The 22,196-nt window shown below is 42.5% G+C and carries 17 protein-coding genes; 16 read left to right on the top strand and 1 reads right to left on the bottom strand.

The genetic code is table 11. From position 1 onward, the window contains the following. Nucleotides 1-27: 27 nt before the first annotated feature. From CD33_RS12570 to CD33_RS12495, 16 genes are all read left to right on the top strand, one after another. Complete coding sequence (locus CD33_RS12570) at nucleotides 28-1,362, top strand: ABC transporter substrate-binding protein (RefSeq protein WP_036201238.1); 1,335 nt, start codon at nucleotides 28-30, stop codon at nucleotides 1,360-1,362. 187 nt (nucleotides 1,363-1,549) lie between these two features. Beyond that, nucleotides 1,550-2,491 (top strand): carbohydrate ABC transporter permease, encoded by a 942-nt coding sequence (locus CD33_RS12565; protein ID WP_036201237.1) that lies wholly within the window; start codon nucleotides 1,550-1,552, stop codon nucleotides 2,489-2,491. 7 nt (nucleotides 2,492-2,498) lie between these two features. Continuing rightward, on the top strand, nucleotides 2,499-3,335 hold the full coding sequence (locus CD33_RS12560) for a carbohydrate ABC transporter permease (protein ID WP_036201236.1): 837 nt from the start codon (nucleotides 2,499-2,501) through the stop codon (nucleotides 3,333-3,335). Nucleotides 3,336-3,356: 21 nt separating this feature from the next. Continuing rightward, nucleotides 3,357-4,718: an ABC transporter substrate-binding protein gene (locus tag CD33_RS12555; RefSeq protein WP_036201235.1), complete on the top strand. Its 1,362-nt coding sequence runs from the start codon at nucleotides 3,357-3,359 to the stop codon at nucleotides 4,716-4,718. Nucleotides 4,719-4,797: 79 nt separating this feature from the next. Continuing rightward, the gene (locus CD33_RS12550; RefSeq protein WP_036201234.1) at nucleotides 4,798-5,904 is read left to right on the top strand and encodes a glycoside hydrolase family 88/105 protein; all 1,107 of its coding nucleotides are present in this window, start codon (nucleotides 4,798-4,800) and stop codon (nucleotides 5,902-5,904) included. Between the two features lie 159 nt (nucleotides 5,905-6,063). Further along, nucleotides 6,064-7,854, top strand: a complete 1,791-nt coding sequence (locus CD33_RS12545) for a sensor histidine kinase (RefSeq protein WP_235863260.1) — start codon at nucleotides 6,064-6,066, stop codon at nucleotides 7,852-7,854. Further along, entirely contained in the window at nucleotides 7,855-9,408 is a 1,554-nt protein-coding gene (locus CD33_RS12540) for a response regulator (protein ID WP_235863257.1), read from the top strand. A gap of 295 nt (nucleotides 9,409-9,703) precedes the next feature. Beyond that, nucleotides 9,704-10,546: a sugar phosphate isomerase/epimerase family protein gene (locus tag CD33_RS12535; protein WP_036201233.1), complete on the top strand. Its 843-nt coding sequence runs from the start codon at nucleotides 9,704-9,706 to the stop codon at nucleotides 10,544-10,546. Nucleotides 10,547-10,565: 19 nt separating this feature from the next. Beyond that, complete coding sequence (locus CD33_RS12530) at nucleotides 10,566-12,068, top strand: tagaturonate reductase (RefSeq protein ID WP_052130205.1); 1,503 nt, start codon at nucleotides 10,566-10,568, stop codon at nucleotides 12,066-12,068. Then, nucleotides 12,046-13,530 carry a UxaA family hydrolase gene (locus CD33_RS12525; protein ID WP_036201232.1) on the top strand — a complete coding sequence of 495 codons (1,485 nt, stop codon included), beginning with the start codon at nucleotides 12,046-12,048 and terminating at the stop codon, nucleotides 13,528-13,530. The genes CD33_RS12530 and CD33_RS12525 overlap by 23 nt, the downstream gene beginning before the upstream one ends. A gap of 183 nt (nucleotides 13,531-13,713) precedes the next feature. Further along, on the top strand, nucleotides 13,714-14,811 hold the full coding sequence (gene msmX / locus CD33_RS12520; RefSeq protein ID WP_036201231.1) for an ABC transporter ATP-binding protein: 1,098 nt from the start codon (nucleotides 13,714-13,716) through the stop codon (nucleotides 14,809-14,811). 167 nt (nucleotides 14,812-14,978) lie between these two features. Further along, nucleotides 14,979-16,373 carry a glucuronate isomerase gene (uxaC, locus tag CD33_RS12515; protein WP_036201229.1) on the top strand — a complete coding sequence of 465 codons (1,395 nt, stop codon included), beginning with the start codon at nucleotides 14,979-14,981 and terminating at the stop codon, nucleotides 16,371-16,373. Between the two features lie 356 nt (nucleotides 16,374-16,729). After that, the gene (locus CD33_RS12510) at nucleotides 16,730-17,803 is read left to right on the top strand and encodes an iron-siderophore ABC transporter substrate-binding protein (RefSeq protein ID WP_036201228.1); all 1,074 of its coding nucleotides are present in this window, start codon (nucleotides 16,730-16,732) and stop codon (nucleotides 17,801-17,803) included. A 1-nt stretch (nucleotide 17,804) separates the two neighbouring features. Further along, the gene (locus CD33_RS12505) at nucleotides 17,805-18,839 is read left to right on the top strand and encodes a FecCD family ABC transporter permease (RefSeq protein ID WP_052130203.1); all 1,035 of its coding nucleotides are present in this window, start codon (nucleotides 17,805-17,807) and stop codon (nucleotides 18,837-18,839) included. Then, nucleotides 18,839-19,870 (top strand): FecCD family ABC transporter permease, encoded by a 1,032-nt coding sequence (locus CD33_RS12500; RefSeq protein ID WP_036201290.1) that lies wholly within the window; start codon nucleotides 18,839-18,841, stop codon nucleotides 19,868-19,870. Before CD33_RS12505 ends, CD33_RS12500 begins: the two co-directional genes overlap by 1 nt. Further along, nucleotides 19,870-20,703 carry an ABC transporter ATP-binding protein gene (locus tag CD33_RS12495; protein WP_036201226.1) on the top strand — a complete coding sequence of 278 codons (834 nt, stop codon included), beginning with the start codon at nucleotides 19,870-19,872 and terminating at the stop codon, nucleotides 20,701-20,703. The genes CD33_RS12500 and CD33_RS12495 overlap by 1 nt, the downstream gene beginning before the upstream one ends. Before the next feature lie 193 nt (nucleotides 20,704-20,896). Here CD33_RS12495 and CD33_RS12490 read toward each other — a convergent pair whose 3' ends face one another. After that, nucleotides 20,897-22,039 (bottom strand): response regulator, encoded by a 1,143-nt coding sequence (locus CD33_RS12490; RefSeq protein WP_036201225.1) that lies wholly within the window; start codon nucleotides 22,037-22,039, stop codon nucleotides 20,897-20,899. Between the last annotated feature and the right edge of the window lie 157 nt (nucleotides 22,040-22,196).

Below are 22,196 nucleotides of genomic sequence, written 5' to 3'. Positions count from 1 at the left end.
ATAGTTAAATGGGTAGGAGGGGAGAAAGTGATAAATAGAAAGAGCGCAATCCTTTCCTATTTTGTCATACTTATATTGTTTTTGATGGGCTGTTCCTCCGAGAAGCACTCCTCGCCGAAATCCCCAGAACAAGATGAACAGGTGACTTTGACGTTCTGGTATGACAATGCAGGAGTGCATCGGACGGCAGTGTGGGAGAATCTGATTGAAAAGTTCGAAAAAAAATATCCGCACATCAACATCGAGTACGAAGGGTTTTTGAAAGATTCAGCCAAATCGAAATTCGACGCGGCGATAGCGATAGGCAACGGACCGGATGTGGCAAGCCTCTATACCAGCTGGCTGCCGGAGTACACGAGCCGGGATGCCTTACTGCCATTGGATACCCAATTTACCGAGTGGGGCGAAAGGGAGAAAATTAATCCCGATACGATCGCCTTCAATCGAAGCATGATAGAGGATGGCAGATTGTATGGCATCCCCTATTCTCAAAATTTGGATGTTCTCTGGGTAAGGAAAGATTGGCTGGAGCAATCAAATCTGTCAAGCCCGAAAACGTGGGATGATTTTTTTAAAACTGTTGAAGCATTGACAGATAAAGAAAAAAATCGGTATGGCTACAGTATTCGTGGTGGGGCGGGCTCGTCATTCCAATTGCAGCGCATGATGTATGCGTACTCGGGCATCTCGGATTATCTCATCGATGGCAAAAGCACGATTGACAATCCGCTTCATATCGAGTTTTTGAAAAAATATTTTGCACTATATCGAAACTATACGCCGATCAGTGACATTACAAATGATTACTCCTCCATGCTGGAGGAATTTGATAACAATAATGTCGGCATGATCCAACATAACATCGGCTCCTTTGGGCAACATTCAAAGTTTCTATCGCCGGATGAATTTATGGTCATTCCTTTACCGGAGTCCATCGACGGGCATTATGTCGTGGAGGATGGCAATACGATGAACTTCAGCATTTTTAAGCAAACAGAGCACCCTGAAGAAGCGTGGACGTTTTTATCTTTTCTGGCCTCCCAGGAAGCACAAAGCTATTGGAATAAGGAGGTCGGCCAAATGCCGACACACGCCGATGTGTTCGAGGAGCAATGGGCGAAGGAAGCGCCGCATCTTCAGACGGCCCTGCAAGTATATACCGACCCGGAAACGAAATTTTTTGAGCCGCCATTTTATTTGACCGACTATACTACAATCCGCACGACACTGGTAGAACCGGGCATCCAGGAAGTGTTGAGCGGGAACAAGACTGTCGAAGAGTTTTTGGAGGAATGGTCGACTGTAATTGAAGAGACGTACGGCCGTTATGAAGAATATAAAGTGCATACGAACAGACATTAAGATGAAATACTTTGGGAGTTGCTGCCCAAGGTATTTTTTTATGCGATAAAATAGCAATTTTGCTATTTTTCGAGCGAATCTCATTTGCGAGGTTAATAATCTTAAAATTTAGAATAAAAATCTTAAAATTTTGAATATTTTACGAAACCGTTTTCATTTAGAATAAAGTCAGAAGGGAGGAAATGAGATGAGTTATTCCCAAGAAGTAAACGAACCTGCATTAAAAATTAACAAGGCGGTGCAGAAGAAAAGATTCACGAAAAAGAAATTAATTCCTTATCTATTCATTCTGCCATCATTCCTTTTTATTATGGGTTTCCTTTTTTACCCGATAGCAATGGTGTTTTACTATAGTGTTCAACATTATGATATTTCGGCACCATACTATAACAGGTTTGCTGGACTCGAGAACTTTGTTCAAATATTTACACAAGATAAATTGTTTTTCCCAAGCTTGTTAAATAGTTTGAAATGGGTGGTTTCCGAAGTTGGCTTGCAGTTGGTATTCGGGATGATTTTGGCTTTATTGCTGAACCAAACATTTAAATTCCGGGGGATGATCCGGGCTGTCGCCTTCGTTCCTTGGGCAATTTCAGGTGTTTTGGCTTCTGTAATGTGGTCGCTTATGTTCAATGAACATATGGGTGTGTTGAATGATTTATTGATGAAAATCGGACTGATCAATGAGCCAATGGCATTTTTGGCGAACACAAGTACAGCATTTGGTGCGGTGGTGATCGCCGAGCTGTGGAGGGGGATTCCATTCTTTGCCATCACATTGCTTGCCGGTTTGCAGAGCATTCCAAATGAATTGTATGAGGCAGCCAGGGTGGATGGTGCCAACAGATGGAAGACATTCATCTACGTTACACTGCCGCAATTAAAAAATACGATTATTTTAACTACATTATTACGGGTCGTTTGGGAATTCAATAACGTGGATCTGTTATTCAACTTAACAGGCGGTGGACCTGCCCACTCGACGACAACGTTAACGATGTACATTGCGGAGTTGGCAGTGCACGGAAGCAACTTCGGATATGGATCGGCGCTTACGGTCATTTCATTCGGTATTTTACTAGTATTCGCGATTCTTTATTTGAGGCTTTCTCGTTATGAAAAGGAGTGATTTCTGAATGTTCTCGAAAAATAAAAAGGTTGATAGATTATTGACATTCTATCTGCCGTTGACGATGATGTTGAGCTTCACCATTTTTCCGGTGTACTGGACATTGAATACGGCATTTAAGCCCGAAGGGGACATTGTGCAAAGACCTTTGCAATATTTACCGATCAATCCTACCGTTGAAAATTTTGCAATGGCCTGGAACAACGTCGGATTTGCGGTCTTCATGAAAAATAGTTTGATTGTAGGGATTTCCACGGTAGTGGTCGTATTGATTTGCTCGACTCTATCAGGCTACGCTTTGGCAAGGTTTGAATTCAAGGGGAAAAGAGCATTCTTGTTGATGCTGCTTTGTACTCAGTTCATTCCAAGGTCGATGATGATCATTCCGTTATTCGTCATCTTCAAGAACCTGGGGTTGATCAGCAATCCATTGGCACTGATCATAACGTATACAGCGATTGAAATTCCGTTTACAACAATCTTAATGAGTGGCTTCATCAAAAATGTACCGAAAGAGTTGGAAGAAGCCGCACTGATTGACGGGTGCACGAAATTACAGTCACTCCGCTTTGTGGTCTTCCCGCTCCTATTGCCAGGTATCGTGGCAACGGCGGTATTTACGTTCATTTATACATGGAATGAATTCTTAATCGCATTGATGCTGACAAACCAGCAGAGCAAATTTACTCTTCCGGTGGGACTCAGCACAATGATGGGCGAGTTCAACGTCAATTACGGTGCGTTGGCTGCAGGCAGCATTATCGCTTTAGTACCGGCGGTCATATTATTTGCCTATGCACAAAAGCACTTGGTCAATGGGATGGGTGGAGCAGTAAAAGGATAATTAGAAAAAGGGGGAAGTTTTATGTTTGGAAAGAAATGGGGAATTAAGTGGAGGCAGTCGGTTGTATTGGGGACACTGGCAGCAGGCATGGTTTTGGCGGGATGCAACGGTGAAGAAGAAACAAGCTCAAAATCTTCAGCCGGCACATCAAGCTCCGGTTCGGATGAAGCGGCTACTATCACGTTTTGGGATGAAAATGCGGGGCCACAACGAACACCGATTTGGGAAGAGTTGATTAAACGATTTGAAGAAGAAAACCCAAAAATTGATGTCGAGTATGTAGGGTTGCCGAAAGATTCGGCTAAATCCAAGCTGGATGCGGCAATTGCCGCGGATGATATGCCGGATGTTGGGTCGGTGCAGACAAGCTGGCTGCCGGAGTTCTCCATTCGTGAAGCATTATTGCCATTGGATGACTATTATGAGAATTCAGAGCTTAATGGCTTGATCAATCAAGGTGCACTTGATTTCAATAAAGAAATCGTACAAGGGAATGCGCTTTACGGAATTCCTTATACGCAAAACTTGGACGTCCTTTGGGTGCGTCCGGACTGGTTTGAGGAAGCTGGCGTAAAGATACCGGAAACTTGGGATGAGTTTTTCACGGCTGTTGAAAAAATGACGGATAAAGCAAACAATCGCTACGGATATACAATCCGCGGTGGTGCAGGTGGTTCGTTCCAGTTGCAACGTTTAATGTTTGCATACAACGGTTTTGAAGAGTATGTAACGGAAGATGGAAAATCTACGCTCAACGATCCAAAAAATGTGGAATTTGTAGAAAAGTATCTTTCATTATATGAAACATATACACCGAAAAGCGATATCACAAATGGATACAAAGAAATGATCGCAGGTTTTGATACAGGTGTTGTAGCGATGGTGCAGCATAATATCGGTTCTTACGGCGAACATAAGAAAGCATTGGAAGAAAACCAGTTCCAAGCAATTCCATTGCCAAAAACGGAAGACGGCAAATACGTAGCTGAAGGTGGAAATACAATCGGCCTATCAATTTTCAAATCTACCGAAAATCCTGACGCTGCATGGAAATTTGTAGAGTTCATCAACTCTGCTGAAAGTCAAAGTTACTGGAATGAGCAAGTAGGTCAGATTCCTACAAATGCGGATGTAATCAAGGAAGATTGGATCCAAAATTCACCGCATATCCAAACGGCATTTGCTGTATATGATGATCCAAACACAATTTTATACAAGCCTCCATTCTACTTGCCGGATTATCGTTCCATTTTAGATAACCTTGTGGATTCTGGTACGCAAGCAGTTATGAGTGGGGAATCGACTGCACAGGAATTCTTGGATGAATGGGCAAAAGCAATTGAAGACTCGCAAAAGCAGTACTCCGAGCATTTCGGTAAGTAACATGTGGGGGAGTGTCCGAATAGCTCGGACACCCCTCATCACCATGCAAGAAAATGATTTGTAAAGGAGTATGGAAGATATGACAAATACATCGAAAAGCATTGGGGTCAATACCCCATTGGAAATGGCGGAAAAGGCCTGTCAAGCCATTATGGACACATATACGCCGGAACAGCTGCCGCCAGCCAACTCGTTCCACTATCATCAAGGCGTATTTTTATACGGCATGCTGAGAGTGTGGGAAGCAACGGGTAAAGAAGAATACTTCCAATATATGAAAGGCTATATTGATAGCTTGATTGATGAAGAGGGAAATCTTTACTTTGCGCGTGATGAACTTGATTCTGTACAGGCGGGGATCCTGTTGTTCCCACTATACGAAGCAACGAAGGATTCGAAGTATATGATCGCTGCAAAAAAACTGCGTCATTTACTGCTGACGATCAATCGAACGACAGAGGGCGGTTTTTGGCACAAGGATAAATATCCATACCAAATGTGGCTGGATGGCTTATTCATGGCCGGACCATTCATGTTGATGTACGGGGAGCATTTCCAGGAAACCGATTTGGAACAGGTTGTATTGCGCCAGGAACAGCTGATGCGTCAACATATGAAGGATGAGGAAACGGGCCTTCTGTTCCATGCGTGGGATGAGAAAAAAATTCAGCCATGGGCAAATCCAAAAACAGGCTGCTCACCGGAGTTCTGGGGACGTTCCGTCGGCTGGTACGGCACGGCACTAATTGATATTTTGGAAGCGCTTGGCGATAAAAAACGCGGACAGGAAGACATTATTCAAGCATTGAAACAATTGATTCCGGCTCTTGTCTCTTACCAAGATGAGCAGACAGGATTGTGGTATCAAATCGTGGATAAGGGCGATCGGCAGGATAATTGGTTGGAATCTTCTTGCTCCTCCTTGTTCTTGTATACGATTGCAAAGGCATTGAAACATGGCCTTGCAGATGAATCCAATTATGCGGCAGTTGATAAGGCATATGAAGGGTTGTTGGAGCACATGGTGGAGGACAACGAGGAATCATTCACACTTAAAGGAATTTGTATCGGCACTTCCGCCGGTGTTTATGATTACTATGTAGGCAGGCCGACATCGGAAAACGACCTTCACGGTATGGGTGCCTTCATCTTGGCGAGCATGGCACTACATGATCTGAAAAAATAGGCAGGCAAAAAGTTCGAATAAAATCCTTCGGAAAATAGGGGGATTTTATTCGATTTTTTGTTGAAAGCCAGGACTTATTTGAAAATCTATTTACCAGAATGCTAGAATCAGTTATTGTGTAATTAGAGTGAATATTTAAAATTCTGTGGGAGGTTTGTGTTGACAAAAAGTATCGTAAAACATTTTATTCGGAAATATGTTCTCAATTCCTTTAAATCGACAATTAATACGCTCTATTTACCGATTGTCATCATCTGCATCTTTATAACGGGTTTGGTCGCATCAAGGCTTGCAACTGCACAAATAGAAGAAAACGCATACAAAAATATTACGGATACGATCTTTCAAACAAAAAATTACTTAGATTATACGTTATCGGATGTTTTCTCGCAGCTTGTTTCGCTTTCTTACGACTCCAGGCTTATGGGGTTATTGGCAAAGGAACAGGATGAAATTACGCCGGAGGATTACATACCCTTACATAAAAATTTGCAACTTATTTACTCGCGCTACAACTCGATTTTGGAATCGGTGCTCATTGATTTGAATGAAGGCGATTTTTCTCTTCACAATAGTGAGTACAATAGCAATCCCGCTATCCAATATGAGGATTATTTCAGGAACTTTGAGGAAGGGAGCGAGAACTTTTACTGGCGAAATATCCATGAAGATACGATTTTTAAAGGGGACAGCAATGTATTATCCACCTATAAGTTATTGACATTTGATAATACGTCAGCCCAGGGGATTGTGTTATTCAACTTGCGGGAAGATTTCTTCGAAGGCATCCTGAGTCGTTCCTTGATCGGCGAGAATGGGTATTTAACCTTGATCAGCTCCGATGGCATTTTTGAATCGAAAGTGTTGGACAGTCGATACAAGCTGAATAAAGATACTCTATCAAAACTGCAAAATTCGGAAAAAGAACAAGGGCAGTTTGCGTTTGAAAATGAAAACAATAAAAAAATGATTGTTGTCTATGACACAATCAAAACGAATAATTGGAAAATCGCCGCAATCGTTCCCGAAGAGGAATTGCTGAGCAAGGTAAACTATATCAAGCATTTCACGATTGCACTGATGGTGATCATGATCGTATTGGTTGTGGTATTGACAAACCTGGTCATTAAATTGATGTCGAAGCCATTTGAAAAATTGGCTAGGCAGATGGCTCGAGTGGATGAAAATTATCTCATCCTGGAAGAAGAGATGTCCGGCCCGGAAGAAATGAAGGTGCTTCATAATGGATTTACGGATTTGATGGATCGGATTCATCATTTGATGGATCAGATTCGTCTGGAGCAAGAGGAAAAGCGTCGCTTGGAATTTGCCATCATGCAATCACAAATCAATCCGCACTTTCTTTATAACACCCTTTATTCGATAAAAGGGTTATGTGATATGGGGCTGACAAAAGATGCGAGCCAGATGATCACGGCGCTATCCAACTTTTTCCGTATCGGCATCAGTAAGGGCAGTGATGTTATTACAATACAAGAAGAGATCGAGCATATACGGAATTACTTGTTTATTCAAGAAATGAGGTATGGTGATGACTTCTCCTACACAATCGATGTGAATCCTGAAATTCTTTCCTATCCTATCGTGAAGTTATCATTGCAGCCGTTAATTGAAAACGCGATTTATCATGGGGTGAAGCAAAAACGTGGTCAAGGGGTGATCACGATCAAGGGATATGCCATCGATGAAACGATTCGATTGGATGTTTCCGATAACGGCAACGGAGTCAATGAAGAAAGAATGCAAGTCATTTTGGATGAATTGGCATCGCCGTACCAGGAAAAAAACCAGGTCATTGGCATCGGGCTGAAAAGTGTCAATGAACGGATCAAAATCCAGTTCGGGAAGGAGTACGGGCTGATATTTGTCAGCGAAAAAGGGGAAGGCACTACCATTAGTATCACCATTCCAAAACAACAGGGGGGTTGAATGAGGATGTATAAAGTGATTGTCGTGGAAGATGATAAAATCATTCGCAGGGGGATATGCCAAGCCATTCCATGGGAGGAAAACGGCTTCATGATTGCTGGCGAAGCAAGTGACGGGGAAATTGCTTTGGAGCTAATCGAAAGGGAACAACCGCAAGTTGTCATATCGGATATCAATATGCCTTTTTTGAACGGTCTCGATATGGTGAAGCAGCTGAAAGATAAAACACCGGATACCCGCTTTATTTTCTTGACGGGTTACGAAGATTTTAAATATGCGCAACAAGCCATTCAGCTAAAAGCGTATGACTATTTATTGAAACCGGTCGACGCTTCGGCGTTGCTGCAAAAAGCGAAAGATGCCGTGACTGAGTGGGAACAGGGCGTCGACAAACAAAAAAAAATCGATAATTCATTGCCCATTTTACAGCAGAAGTTCTTCCGGAAAGTGGAGAATGGACAGGATCAATTGGACATCGAAAAGGAACTGGCAAATCTCGGAGTGCAACTTGAAGGGGCATTTTATTCATTGATATTGATTAATTATACGTATGTCAGTGAAGCACATTCTTTTACATTTAAGGAAAAACTGATGCAGATGGCGTCGCTATTCTTTTATGAAGAAAAATGCGAGGTATTGAGTGCTGCGGATAACGAATATGCCATCCTGTTATCTTTTGATGAAGGGGATGTACAGAAAAAACAATTTGCCCAAGTTTTATTCGATGAACTTTCAAGCAATGAGAGCGTGACGATGACGATGGGGAGAACGTACCTAAATTTGTTTGAAATCGGCCATTCCTATGTTGAAGCGAGAATGGCGATGGATATGAGACATATTATGGGGACCGGCAAGCTGTTTTCAATAGAAGATACGGTCCCGAAAGGTAAAAAGTCCGATGGTATATTCCAGGAACTAGAAAGTAAATTAGCCAGTCAAATAAAGCAAGGTGTGCCAGGGAAAGTGTTGGAGACATTGGATTTAATCATTGAATGGGTAGTGGAAAATAAAAATGTTTCCTTGGCGGACTTGAAAGTATTCACGCTCAAGTATATGACAATGCTATTTTTCGAGATTGAAAAATGGAACAAGGAAGAGTTGAAAAGTTTCAACTCCACCGAGGCTTTCAAAGAGGTAATGGAGATCGATACTTTGGCCGAAATGATGGATATCATTAAGCGGCTCATTCAACAGTGGTCCGAGCTTATCTACCAAAAAGAAGAAAATGATTATAAAAGCCATGTCGATTTGGCCATTCAATATATAAAAGAAAATTATGCCGACAGCAATTTGACGTTGCAAAAAGTCGCCAAGCTCATACATGTAAGCACGCCTTACTTGAGCAACTTGTTCAAGTTGGAGAAGGGCTTTAATTTCGGGGATTATTTATTGGAATTGCGTATGAAGAAAGCGATGGAATTGCTGCGCCAAGAAAATTTGAAAAACTATGAAGTTGCCGAAAAGGTAGGCTACAGCAATCCACAATATTTTAGTATTTGCTTTAAAAAGTATACGAGTTATACACCGGCCGAATACAAGAAAAAATTCAAATAAGCTGACGGATGATGGGGGTGAATAGCCCCCATTTTTCTTTGGATTGGAAAGTGGTGGGTTTTTGGGAAGACAGTTACAAACCTTATTATTTCGGTATGCTTTTACCAATAGTATAAAAATTTAAGGAAAGCGTTTGATATTTTAAGGATCTGCCGAGGTGAAATTGTAACCCCTTACATAGTTTAATATAATCAATATGTAAGAATTATCAAAAAATATACTATGATCATATTCCAAATAAAGCCGTATCAAACTGGACTGATACGGCTTTTACTAGATATACGGAGGGACGTTTATGAAAGCGAATATAGGCATACGGGCACATGATATGGAAAAAATGTCTTTGCAGCAATTACCGAAAGCAATTGCCGAAAAAGGTCTTTCTTCGGTCCAACTGGCGATTGCAAAGTCCTTCCCGGAACTATATCCGGAACCTGGGGCATTGACACCGGGGTTGGCGCATCATTTAAAGCAGTCATTTGCACAGCACAATATAAAAATTGCTGTTCTTGGTTGTTATATTAATATGATCCATCCTGATAAAAACGAGCGAACGAAACAATTGGAAAAATTTAAAGAACATCTTCGGTACGCCCGCGATTTAGGCTGCAGCATCGTAGGAACGGAAACAGGGAGCGTTATACCGGAATTGGGCTATACCGAGGATAATTTTGGCGAAGCGCCCTACGAAGAAGTCGTGGAAAGTGTAAGGGAGCTTGTGGCAGAAGCCGAGAAGTTCGGCGTGATCGTCGGAATCGAAGGCGGAATCAATCATCCCATCCACACACCTCAACGAATGAAAAGGCTGCTTGATGATATTTCGTCGAATCATCTGCAGGTTATTTATGATCCGGCAAATTTCATAAGCCCGGAAAATTTCACTGAACAAGAGAAGGTCATCGACGAGGCGATGAGTCTTTTCGGGGACCGGATTGTCGTGCTTCATGCCAAAGATTTTGTCGTGGAAGATGGCCAGATCGTGATGGTTCCGGTTGGAAGCGGCCTATTAAACTATGATGCCGTATTCCGGCAACTTAAAAAGAGAAAACCTTATATAAATATACTAATGGAAAGTACGAAAGAGCCGCATATCACAAATAGTATCGCCTTTTTACAGGAGAAATATGAACTAGCATAAGGGGAAGGGGGCCAATAGGATGGAGAGACTGTCAAGAAAGTTATTGCAAGATATTTCACAGTATCCCGAAAAAGTTTTGCAGTTTGGGGAAGGGAATTTTTTAAGGGCCTTTGCGGATTGGCAAATTGAAGAGATGAACCAAAAAGCCGATTTTAACGGCAGTGTAGTGGTAGTGCAACCGCGTGGGCAAGGAAAAACCGAAAAACTGAATAAGCAGGATGGACTTTATACGCTATACCTGCAAGGGATGAAGGACGGGAAAGCTTTAAAGGAGCACCAAGTGATCAGCTCCATTTCAAGAGGGATCGATTTATTTAATCACTATGATGAATATTTGAAGCTCGCCCAAAGTCCGGATTTGCGTTTTGTCATTTCCAATACGACCGAAGCCGGGATTGTATTCGATGCAGCCGATAAGCTGGAAGACCGGCCGCAAAAGTGTTTTCCCGCCAAGCTGACTGCTTTTTTATATGAACGTTTCAAAGCGTTCAAAGGGGACAACAGCAAAGGAGTCATCGTCCTGCCTTGCGAGTTGATTGAAAAGAACGGGGAGCTATTAAAAGAATACATTTTACGGTACGCCGCTGCTTGGCAATTGGAGGACGGCTTTAAAAGGTGGATCGAGGAAGCAAACACGTTTTGCAATACGATGGTCGACCGAATTGTACCAGGATATCCTGTCGATTCAATAGATGAAATTACAGAAGAGCTAGGGTATGTGGATGACTACATTGTCATGGCCGAGCAGTATCATTTATGGGTCATTGAAGGGCCGCAGTGGCTTCACGATGAATTTCCGGCGCAATTGGCGGGCATGAACACGCTGATTGTCGATGATTTGACACCGTACCGCACGCAGAAAGTACGCATTTTAAATGGTGCACATACGGCCATGACGCCTGTCGCCTATCTATATGGTCTGGATACAGTGGCAGAAGCAGTGGAGCATGAGCGGGTCGGCGCTTATATTAAGCAATTGGTTTTCGAGGAAATTGTTCCTGTCCTCGATTTTCCTAAAGAGGCACTGCATAATTTCGCGATGGATGTAATGGACCGATTCAGAAATCCGTTTATTCAGCATTATTTGATGAGTATTTCATTGAATTCGCTATCAAAATTCAAAACGAGAAATTTGCCAACTTTATTGGAATATTACGGGCGAAACAAGGCATTGCCGAAGAGGATTGTATTTGCACTGGCCGCCTTGATTTCATTCTATAAAGGCAAAAGAGGGGAAGAGGACATTCCGTTAGCAGATGATGAAGCGGTTTTACAGCTCTTCCATGAGAATTGGGAACGATATGACGGGACGTTTTCAAGTGTCCGGCAGCTTGTAGGAAATGTGTTGCGTCATGAAGAATGGGCGCAGGATTTAAATGAAGTACCAGGTTTGACCGAAGCAGTAAGTGATGCACTTTATGAAATTGAAACTAACGGGATGCAGGTCGCTATCGAATCCATGTTCAATGCGGATAGCGATTTCGGGGAGGTTGCTCAGAATGGATGTCATTCAACTAAATGAAAATGATAATGTCGTAGTCGCATTAAAAGATTTACCGGCCGGCTATGTTTTGAATTTCAAGGGACAACAAATCGACGTAAAAGAAGATATTGATAGAGGGCATAAAATCGCACTTAAGAGTATCGCACCGAATGAGCATGTTATCAAATACGGCTACCCGATCGGTTATGCTGTAAATGCAATTACTGTCGGTGAACATATCCACACACACAATACAAAAACAAACTTGGACGGCATTCAATCTTATGAATTTAATCAAAGTCTGAATGTAAACCCTTTCCAAAATGAAGGTTTGACTTTCAAAGGGTTCAGAAGAGGGAACGGGGACGTCGGCATTCGCAACGAGCTTTGGATTGTACCGACAGTAGGATGTGTGAACGGAATTGCCGAGAAAATGATCAAGCGGTTTGAACGGGAAATGGTAAGCATAGCACCTTTTGATAATATTCTCGTGTTGAAGCATAACTACGGTTGCTCCCAATTGGGGGACGATCATGAAAACACGAGACAAATCCTTCTTGATGCCGTTCATCATCCTAACGCTGGCGGCGTGCTTGTGCTGGGGCTTGGCTGCGAGAACAATACATTGCAAGAGTTTAAGAATGCATTGGGTGACTATGATGCATCACGCGTGAAGTTTTTATCTTCACAAGAAGTGTCGGATGAGATTGAAGCAGGTGTTGTCCTGTTAAAAGAAATACACGAAGCAGCAAAAGATGATCACCGGGAAGACGTACCGTTGGCAGAGCTGAAAATTGGGCTGAAATGCGGCGGGTCCGACGGGTTTTCGGGCATTACCGCCAATCCGTTATTGGGCAGATTCTCGGACTTTTTAGTGGCACAGGGCGGGACGACGGTTTTGACAGAGGTTCCTGAAATGTTCGGCGCTGAGAGAATTTTGATGGCGCGCTCCGAGAACGAAGAGGTATTTGAAAAAACGGTCGATATGATCAATGACTTTAAAGAATATTTTATCCAAAATAATCAACCAATCTATGAAAATCCTTCCCCAGGCAACAAGGCTGGAGGGATTACGACATTGGAAGATAAATCATTGGGTTGTACGCAAAAGGCCGGAACGTCCACTGTAGTCGACGTGTTGAAATACGGGGAGCGATTGAAGCGAAAGGGGCTCAATTTATTGAGTGCTCCCGGCAATGATTTAGTCGCATCTTCCGCCTTGGCAGCAGCAGGGTGCCAGCTCGTACTCTTTACAACAGGCAGGGGCACGCCATTCGGTTCATTTGTTCCGACAATGAAAATTTCGTCCAATACACCGATCTATGAAGCGAAACCACACTGGATTGACTTTAATGCAGGCGTTCTTTTGGAAAAAGATGCGGAAGTGGTCCTTCGGGAATTTATCGACTACATTATCCGCGTTGCCAGTGGTGAGTGGTTGAATAATGAAAAAAATGACTTCAGGGAATTGGCGATCTTCAAAACAGGTGTTACGTTATAAAAAATAAAGCTCATCCCTCTTGGGGGAAGAGCTTTTCTTTTGTAAAGATAGAAAAATATTAAACAATTATCTAAAAATTTTAAATTCTCACTGAAAGCGTTTTCTATTAGAATGGAAGAAAGAGAAACTATAGAGGCGATATCTCATTTAAATAACTATCTCTTTCATGAGGGGGCATGCGTAATGGCAGAATTAAAATTGGATAATATTTATAAAATTTACGATAACAAAGTAACGGCAGTAAGTGATTTTAATCTTCACATCCAAGATAAAGAATTTATCGTTTTTGTTGGCCCGTCTGGCTGTGGCAAATCGACGACGCTTCGTATGATCGCAGGGCTTGAGGATATTTCAAAAGGGGACTTCTTTATTGATGAACAACGTGTCAATGAAGTGGCGCCGAAAGATCGCGATATTGCCATGGTATTCCAGAACTATGCATTATATCCGCACATGACGGTATATGACAATATTGCGTTCGGCTTGAAGCTGCGCAAAATTCCAAAGACGGAAATCGACCGTCGGGTAAAGGAAGCGGCGAAGATTTTGGGGCTAGAAGAATATTTGAACCGTAAACCAAAGGCGCTTTCAGGTGGGCAAAGGCAACGTGTTGCACTGGGCCGTGCGATTGTCCGTGATGCCAAAGTGTTCTTGATGGATGAACCGTTATCGAATCTTGATGCCAAGCTTCGCGTGCAGATGCGTGCAGAAATCGTGAAGCTTCACCGACGTCTTGAAACTACCACGATCTATGTTACACATGACCAAACGGAAGCGATGACGATGGCGAGCCGCATTGTTGTAATGAAAGATGGGGTCATCCAGCAAGTGGGGGCGCCGAAGTTTATTTATGATAACCCGGAAAATATTTTTGTGGCCGGTTTTATTGGTTCCCCTTCCATGAACTTCTTCAATGGGGTGGTCAAGGAGGGAAGTTTTGAAATCGGAAACTTGAAGCTTGATATCCCGGAGGAAAAAATGGCTGTATTGCGAACACAGGGCTATGTGGATAAAGAGGTTGTTTTGGGCATCAGGCCGGAAGACTTCTTTATTGAGCAAGCCCAAATCGATACAACGAAAGGGACAACTTTCCAATTTGACGTGGAGGTAGCCGAGTTGACAGGTTCGGAAGTGATGATCTACTCGAAAATAGAAGAGCAAAATGTCGTTGCGACAGTGGATGTGCGCCACAATATCGAACCGGGGCAAAGCATCGAATTGGCTTTCAATATGAATAAAGCGCATTTCTTCAACAAAGATAGTGAAATAAGAATTCGATAATAGAAAGCAAGGAGGAAACGCCTTTTAGATAGCCGCTATCATTCGATTATAGTGGCTATTCCTTTTGTACTTTTATAATGAGTCACAATGTCGACTCTAAAGGAGCAGCAACAACGAAGGGTAAATTGAACAAGCACGGCAATCTTGGAAGATGGGGAGAGAGACGGATGACCAAAGCATTTTTGGATGATCGATTTTTATTGAATAGCTCAGTGGCCGAAAGACTTTATAATGATTACGCAAAAGATTTGCCGATTATTGATTACCATTGCCATTTGAATCCTCAGCAAATATTTGAGGATACGGTATTTGAAAATCTGACGGAAGTATGGCTAAGCGGCGATCATTATAAATGGCGTGCCATGCGCGCAAATGGAGTAGAGGAAGAGTATATTACAGGCGATGCAGCACCTTATGAAAAATTTGAAAAATGGGCGCAAACCGTACCTGCAACATTGGGAAATCCCCTTTATCATTGGACACATTTGGAATTGCGCAGGTTTTTTAATGAAGAAGCACTATTGAATAGCGATACGGCATCTGCCGTTTGGCAAAATGTAAACGGACAGTTGAAAGAAAAATCCGTTCGTACATTGATCAAGCAATCGAACGTCGAGGTCATATGTACAACGGATGATCCGGTTGATTCCCTTGAGTACCATTTGCAGTTAAAACAGGATGAAACATTTGATGTAAAAGTGCTTCCAAGTTTCAGACCGGACAAAGCATTGGAGATTAACCGTCCTACCTTCAAAGGTTGGGTTGCCGAGCTCGCTGAAGTTTCGAAAGTGGACATTACAAGCTTGGCCGATTTAAAAACCGCCCTTATCGAGCGCATTTCCTTTTTTGCGGAAGTTGGCTGCAAAGTGTCGGACCATGCCCTGGATAAAATCTATTATGAACCGGCTACCGAGCAGGAAGTGGACGTAATTTTGCGCAAAGCGTTGGCAGCAGGTGAAGTAACCGAGAAAGAAGAGGCCCAATACAAGACTCATTTACTTCATTTTTTGGGCCAGCAATATGCGGCGCATGATTGGGCGATGCAATACCATATTTCGGCCCATCGCAACAACAACACAAAAATGTTTAACTCACTCGGTCCAGATACAGGTTATGACAGCATCGGCGATGGCCAAATTGCCGAGCCGTTGACAAAGCTGTTGGATGGAATGGCATTGGAAAATGCATTGCCAAAAACAATCATCTACTCATTGAATCCGAAAGATTATTATGTCATTGCGAGCATTGTGGGCAGTTTCCAGGAACGAGTGCCTGGAAAGATCCAATTCGGTACAGCTTGGTGGTTCAATGATCAAAAAGAAGGTATGCTCGACCAGATGAAGGCATTGGCAAGCATCGGATTGATCAGTCGTTTCTTAGGGATGCTGACAGACTCCAGAAGCTTCCTGTCTTATACACGGCATGAATATTTCCGCCGCTTGCTGTGCGATGTTATCGGTCAATGGGTTGTGGACGGAGAAGCCCCAGAGGATTATGACCTGCTAGGGAAAATGGTTGAAGATATTTGCTACTATAACGCAAAACAGTACTTTTACTTTTAACAATGTCCAAAGTAATGAAATGGGGCATTGGATTTTCAATATTGACTTGATCAGATTCATGGCATAAATTTTTGTTTGCAAATTGTACGAAAGAAAGTTCCAGGATATTGCCCAAGAGCACCCCCTTGGGCAATATCTTTTTTATTTGGCCTTTCACTTAATCCAACAACAGAAAACGCCCTAAATATGTTGAAATGTTGCATCTATATAATAAGTACGTAATTCCAAAATTTAACCTTCTATTCTACTTATCCGGAAATTAAAATAATATATTGACAACTTATACCTTTAGGCGATATAGTATCAATGAAGATGATAATCATTATCAATTGAAAACTTAGGAGTGAAATTACAAAATGAAGTCAAAAAGACATTTTTCATTTTTAACCTTGTTATTAATCTCGATTCTTTCGCTTGCACTTGCGGCTTGTTCCGACAAGGAAACAGGCTCGGAAGATAGTGCATCAACAGGATCGGAGACAACCGATACAACGACTGAGGCTGATGAATCAGCAACAGAATACCCAATTGTGATTAAACATGCTCTCGGTGAAGCAGTCATTGAAGAAAAGCCTGAACGTGTTGCGACAATTGCTTGGTCAAACCATGATGTTGCCTTGGCTCTTGGTGTTGTGCCAGTTGGGTTCTCAGCAGCGAACTATGGTGTTCAAGATGAGACTGGGATCCTTCCTTGGACTGCAGAAAAATTAAAAGAACTTGGGGAAGAAAATCCAAACGTTTACCAAGATACGGACGGATTGGATTTTGAAGCGATTGCCGATTCAAATCCGGATGTCATTCTTGCTACATACTCTGGAATTACACAAGAAGATTATGATACGTTAAGTCAGATTGCTCCAGTAGTCGCTTATCAGGAGACGCCTTGGGTAGCTACTTGGCGAGACCAAATTACTTATAACTCAATGGCAATGGGCATGGAAAAAGAAGGGCAGCAACTGATTGCCGACACAGAAAAGTTAATCCAGGATAAAGCGAACGAGCACCCTGAAATCAAAGGGAAAAAAGCTGCTTTTGGAATGTTCAATGCGGCGGATTTATCCAAGTTTTATATTTATACACCAGAGGATCCACGTGGTGAATTCCTTGAAGAGCTAGGCATGGAGTATCCAGAAAGCCTTAAAGAACAAACTGGCGATGCAGAAAGCTTCTATATCGAACTAAGTGCTGAAAATGCAGATGCACTTAGCGATGCCGAAATTTTTGTAACATACGGTGATGAAAATACATTGAAGGCACTTCAAGCAGACCCGATTCTAGGAACTGTGCCTGCCATTAAAAATGGTGCGGTTGTAGTGATTGAAGACAACACGCCACTTGCTGCGGCTGGTACGCCAAGTTCATTATCAATTGAATATACAATTGACGATTACTTAACTCTAATTTCAGATGTTGCGAAAAAGCTAAAATAACATGAACAATTTATCCGTTTCAGAAAAAAAACAATTGCAACTTCCTCGTAATTTTTTGAGAGTTCTCATACCCTTAATATTGTTACTTGGTGTGTGTATTCTAGCATCGCTTGCATTTGGTTCCCGGATAGTTGGTTGGGCGGATCTCATGGATGGTTTATTCCATCCTGAGGTTTTAACCCATGAGGCCAATGTTGTTCGTCAAAGAATTGTTCGAACTATATTTTGTCTGATGTGCGGTGCGGCATTGGGGGTTTCCGGCGCGTTGATGCAATCGGTGACTCGAAACCCGATTGCTGACCCAAGTATTCTGGGGGTCAATACAGGTGCCTCCTTATTTGTCGTTTGCGGGATTGCCTTTTTCAATATTAGTTCGGCCAACGAATACATTTGGCTGGCGATAGCTGGGGCGATACTTACCTCGATTTTTGTATTCGGGATTGGTTCCATGGGCAGCGGTGGTGCTACGCCACTTAAGCTTGTTTTAGCTGGTGCTGCTACGAGTGCCATTCTTTCATCATTGGTAGTGGCTGTCATGATTCCACGATCCAATGTGATGGATCAATTCAGGTTTTGGCAGGTGGGCAGCGTCGGCTCGGGCAATTGGGATTCAATTGCAACATTTGTTCCATTCTTAATTATAGGATTGCTCATTGCCGTTTTTACTGGCCCAGGGTTGAACGCCCTTGCATTGGGTGATGAGGTGGCGAAGGGATTGGGTGTGCGAACAGGCACGATCCGGCTTGTTGCGGCTCTTGGTGCTGTCCTTTTATGCGGTGCTGCGACAGCATTGGCAGGACCCATCGGCTTTATCGGCCTGTTGGCGACGCACGTCATCCGCCTGCTGATCGGACCCGATTTGCGTTACATTATCCCGATGTCCGCTCTTACAGGTGCGATAATTTTGACCGTATCCGATGTGCTTGGAAGGCTTCTCGGCAGTCCGGGTGAACTGGAGGTCGGGATTGTGACGGCCTTTGTCGGAGCGCCTATTTTGATTTTAATTACAATGAAAGCGAAAATGCGTGCATTATGATGATAAATGATACTATACTTTCCATTATGGATTCTAGGCAAAAAAGACAACGTCGGTTTATCATAGTGACCTCAGTGTTAGCTTTGATTTCATTGGCACTTTGTTGCAGCATGCTCATGTTGGGGAACACCATCTATCCCGTGGCTGATGTATTTCGTGTTCTTATGGGGGAAGAAGTAAAGGGTGCATCTTTTGCAGTCGGTACGATCCGCTTGCCGAGAATGCTTGCAGGTGTATTTGCCGGTTTTGCTTTCGGTGCTGGAGGATACATCTTCCAGACGATGCTGAGAAACCCACTAGCGAACCCCAATGTCATCGGGATTACGGCAGGTTCCAGTGCAGCAGCTGTATTTTGCATCATTGTGCTGCAGGCAGGCACTACCGTTATATCGATTGCATCCGTCATTGGTGGACTTGCGACAGTCCTCGTCATTTATGGGTTGTCGAAAGGATCTTCCTTCTCCATAGGAAGATTGATTTTGATCGGCATCGGTATACAGGCGATGCTGACGGCTGTTATTAATTATTTATTATTGATTGGTCAAGAAAACGACCTGCCGGCTGCCATGAGATGGCTGAGCGGCAGCTTGAACGGGGCGAAGATGGAAACACTTCTCCCACTTGTCGTCATTGTTTTAATATTCACGCCCATCCTACTTTTCTTTGGGAAACGATTGGAAATGCTGGAGTTGGGGGAACAAGCGGCTACCTCGCTCGGGGTCGATACGAATAAGACAAGGCTTATCCTCATTGTCAGCTCCGTGCTGATGATTGCGTTGGCCACTGCCACGACTGGACCGATTGCATTTGTGGCCTTCCTTTCCGGGCCCATCGCAAAAAGATTGGTCGGCGTCGGGTATTCAAATATCCTCCCAGCAGGTCTGGTCGGAATTAGTTTAGTGCTGGCATCGGACCTTATCGGTCAATTTGCCTTTGTTGCTAGATATCCTGTCGGCGTCATCACTGGTATCCTTGGTGCACCTTACTTGATTTACTTATTAATTCGGATCAATCGAAAGGGAGATTTATAATGAAACCAACACATACGTTTCAAGCCGAAAGCATAACTGCCGGGTACGATAAAAAAACCATCTTGCACGATATCAGCATTGCGATTCCGAGCAACAAAATCAGCATTATTATCGGTGCCAATGGATGCGGTAAATCGACGCTGCTCAAAACGATGGCGCGTTTGATCAAACCGACTTCCGGGCAAATCAGTTTGGATGGAAAACCAATCCATAAAATCCCACCTAAACATTTGGCGAGGGTTTTAGGACTACTGCCACAATCACCAATCGTCCCCGAGGGAATTACGGTGGCAGATTTAGTCGGAAGGGGCAGATTCCCGCACCATACCTTTATGAAAGGCTGGTCAAAGAAAGACTATGAAGCCGTTGCCGAAGCAATGGACATCATGAACATTACGGAATTTGCCGATCGCAATATTGATGAGCTCTCCGGTGGACAAAGACAGCGTGTTTGGATTGCCATGGCCCTTGCCCAACAAACAGACATTCTTTTCCTTGACGAGCCTACAACCTATTTGGATATTACGTATCAAGTGGAAATCCTGGATATGCTGACGGATTTAAATCGAAAATATGGAACAACGATTGTGATGGTTCTTCATGATATCAACTTGTCCGCACGCTATGCAGACCATATTTTTGCCCTAAATAAAGGCAAGCTAGTAGCTGAAGGGACGCCGTCGGAAGTGATTACAAGTTCATTGATCAAAGACATCTTCAATCTCAATTGCAAAGTGATTGAAGACCCGGTTTCGGATTCTCCGTCTGTTGTACCGATTGGAAGACATCATAATAAATCCATCAGTATTTCCGAGAATCCCGTAATCGTCTAATTGTATGGGGGATGGAGCCTACTGATGGGAACCTGCCAGTAAAGAGGAACTCAAAATTATTAGAACCATGCATTACAAAAAGTATCGGAGTGTAGACAAAGCAGACTGCGCCTTTGTCTACATATGGTTTACGGATAGTTCTTTAAACCTTCGATAAAGTGTACATAGTAAGTTGAAAAGACGTTCCAGTCATTTAAACCGGAACGTCTTTTGTTTTTGTTGTTGTTAACAAAGATTGATAAATTTCACTAAGTTGATGATTCGGTTCTATTCCTAAATCATCGTTTAGAAGATGTTGATAATCCTGAAAGACTTTGATTGCTTCTGATTGATTCCCCATGGAGATAAGCAGATTCATCATCCTGTTGACGATTTCATCCGAATAAGGGTTCAGCTTCATATATAGTTGGGAATAGCCGAGTGCCTTTACAGGATCCACCGTTTGCAAATACTCTATCGTTTTTCTCAATAAGAAGGACATGATCATATGAAGCTCCGATGTCTTTTCGGCTGCCCATTTATATCCATTAAGCTCGCAATAATCGCCCGAATATAGACGAATCGTTTTTTCTAATAATTGGATATTTGTGTGATCCACTGTATCGAGATTTGAAGCCACCTCATAAATGGTTAAAGCATCACACTCGTATTCTTTCAGAATCAGGGAATAACTTTGGTTCGAAAAGGTAATACAATCTTTGTATCCTAATTCGCTAAAAAGTTTTCTTAGATGCGAAATACATGTATGCAAATTAATCTTCGCTTTTTTATATTCTTGCTCAGGCCATAAATGTTCAATCAATATATCCCGGTGAATGTAAGTGTTTATATTCGTAAAAAGATAGGCGAAAAGTTCTTTCACTTTTGCCGTCTTAAAAGGAATAGGCTGATGATTCCTGAATACTTGAAACTCATGGAGGCACTGTATTACAAGAGGTGTACTTCTGGCTTCACTGATATCCATATTGCGGTGCCCTATTTTTTCGTTTATCCGTGAGATGGTCTTTGCTAGTCGTTTGGATGAGATAGGTTTCAGCAAGTAATCGACTGAATTCAATTCAAAGGCTTGCACCGCATATTCTGAGTGGGCCGTAACGAATACAATTTGTATAGAAGGCTGGATCGATAAAATATCCTTCGCAATATCCAATCCGTTGCTTGTCCCTATTTCAATATCGAGAAATACTACATCTATTGTTTCCTTCTCCACAAATGCAAGGAGTTCTTCGTAGTTGTTGTATTTACCTAATACGATTACCCCGGGAAAGTCTTCTAATATTTTCTCTAACGAAATAAGAGCTAACGCCTCATCATCAACGAGAACTACTCGAGTCATTACTTTACTCCTTATGGAACACATTTTTTTATGATAATATTACTAAACTGTATGGAATTATATATAATGGAAAATATATCTTATTATATAAAAATAGTCGCTATTAATAAACTTAAATTCGTCAATAAAGAGTGTTTCTTCTACAATTAGTAATATT

This window comes from Ureibacillus sinduriensis BLB-1 = JCM 15800 (genome assembly GCF_000772955.1).
Classification (GTDB): Bacteria; Bacillota; Bacilli; order Bacillales_A; family Planococcaceae; genus Ureibacillus; species Ureibacillus sinduriensis.
This window is presented reverse-complemented; position numbering and strand designations above follow the sequence as displayed.

Bases quoted from the DNA above. Each gene is read 5' to 3' on its own strand.
- CD33_RS12530 (WP_052130205.1), top strand. From the start codon at position 10,566: ATGGAGAGACTGTCAAGAAAGTTATTGCAAGATATTTCACAGTATCCC.
- CD33_RS12550 (WP_036201234.1), top strand. From the start codon at position 4,798: ATGACAAATACATCGAAAAGCATTGGGGTCAATACCCCATTGGAAATG.
- CD33_RS12495 (WP_036201226.1), top strand. From the start codon at position 19,870: ATGAAACCAACACATACGTTTCAAGCCGAAAGCATAACTGCCGGGTAC.
- CD33_RS12560 (WP_036201236.1), top strand. From the start codon at position 2,499: ATGTTCTCGAAAAATAAAAAGGTTGATAGATTATTGACATTCTATCTG.
- CD33_RS12505 (WP_052130203.1), top strand. From the start codon at position 17,805: ATGAACAATTTATCCGTTTCAGAAAAAAAACAATTGCAACTTCCTCGT.
- CD33_RS12500 (WP_036201290.1), top strand. From the start codon at position 18,839: ATGATAAATGATACTATACTTTCCATTATGGATTCTAGGCAAAAAAGA.
- CD33_RS12535 (WP_036201233.1), top strand. From the start codon at position 9,704: ATGAAAGCGAATATAGGCATACGGGCACATGATATGGAAAAAATGTCT.
- msmX (WP_036201231.1), top strand. From the start codon at position 13,714: ATGGCAGAATTAAAATTGGATAATATTTATAAAATTTACGATAACAAA.
- uxaC (WP_036201229.1), top strand. From the start codon at position 14,979: ATGACCAAAGCATTTTTGGATGATCGATTTTTATTGAATAGCTCAGTG.
- CD33_RS12490 (WP_036201225.1), bottom strand. From the start codon at position 22,039: ATGACTCGAGTAGTTCTCGTTGATGATGAGGCGTTAGCTCTTATTTCG.
- CD33_RS12525 (WP_036201232.1), top strand. From the start codon at position 12,046: ATGGATGTCATTCAACTAAATGAAAATGATAATGTCGTAGTCGCATTA.
- CD33_RS12510 (WP_036201228.1), top strand. From the start codon at position 16,730: ATGAAGTCAAAAAGACATTTTTCATTTTTAACCTTGTTATTAATCTCG.
- CD33_RS12555 (WP_036201235.1), top strand. From the start codon at position 3,357: ATGTTTGGAAAGAAATGGGGAATTAAGTGGAGGCAGTCGGTTGTATTG.
- CD33_RS12565 (WP_036201237.1), top strand. From the start codon at position 1,550: ATGAGTTATTCCCAAGAAGTAAACGAACCTGCATTAAAAATTAACAAG.
- CD33_RS12540 (WP_235863257.1), top strand. From the start codon at position 7,855: ATGAGGATGTATAAAGTGATTGTCGTGGAAGATGATAAAATCATTCGC.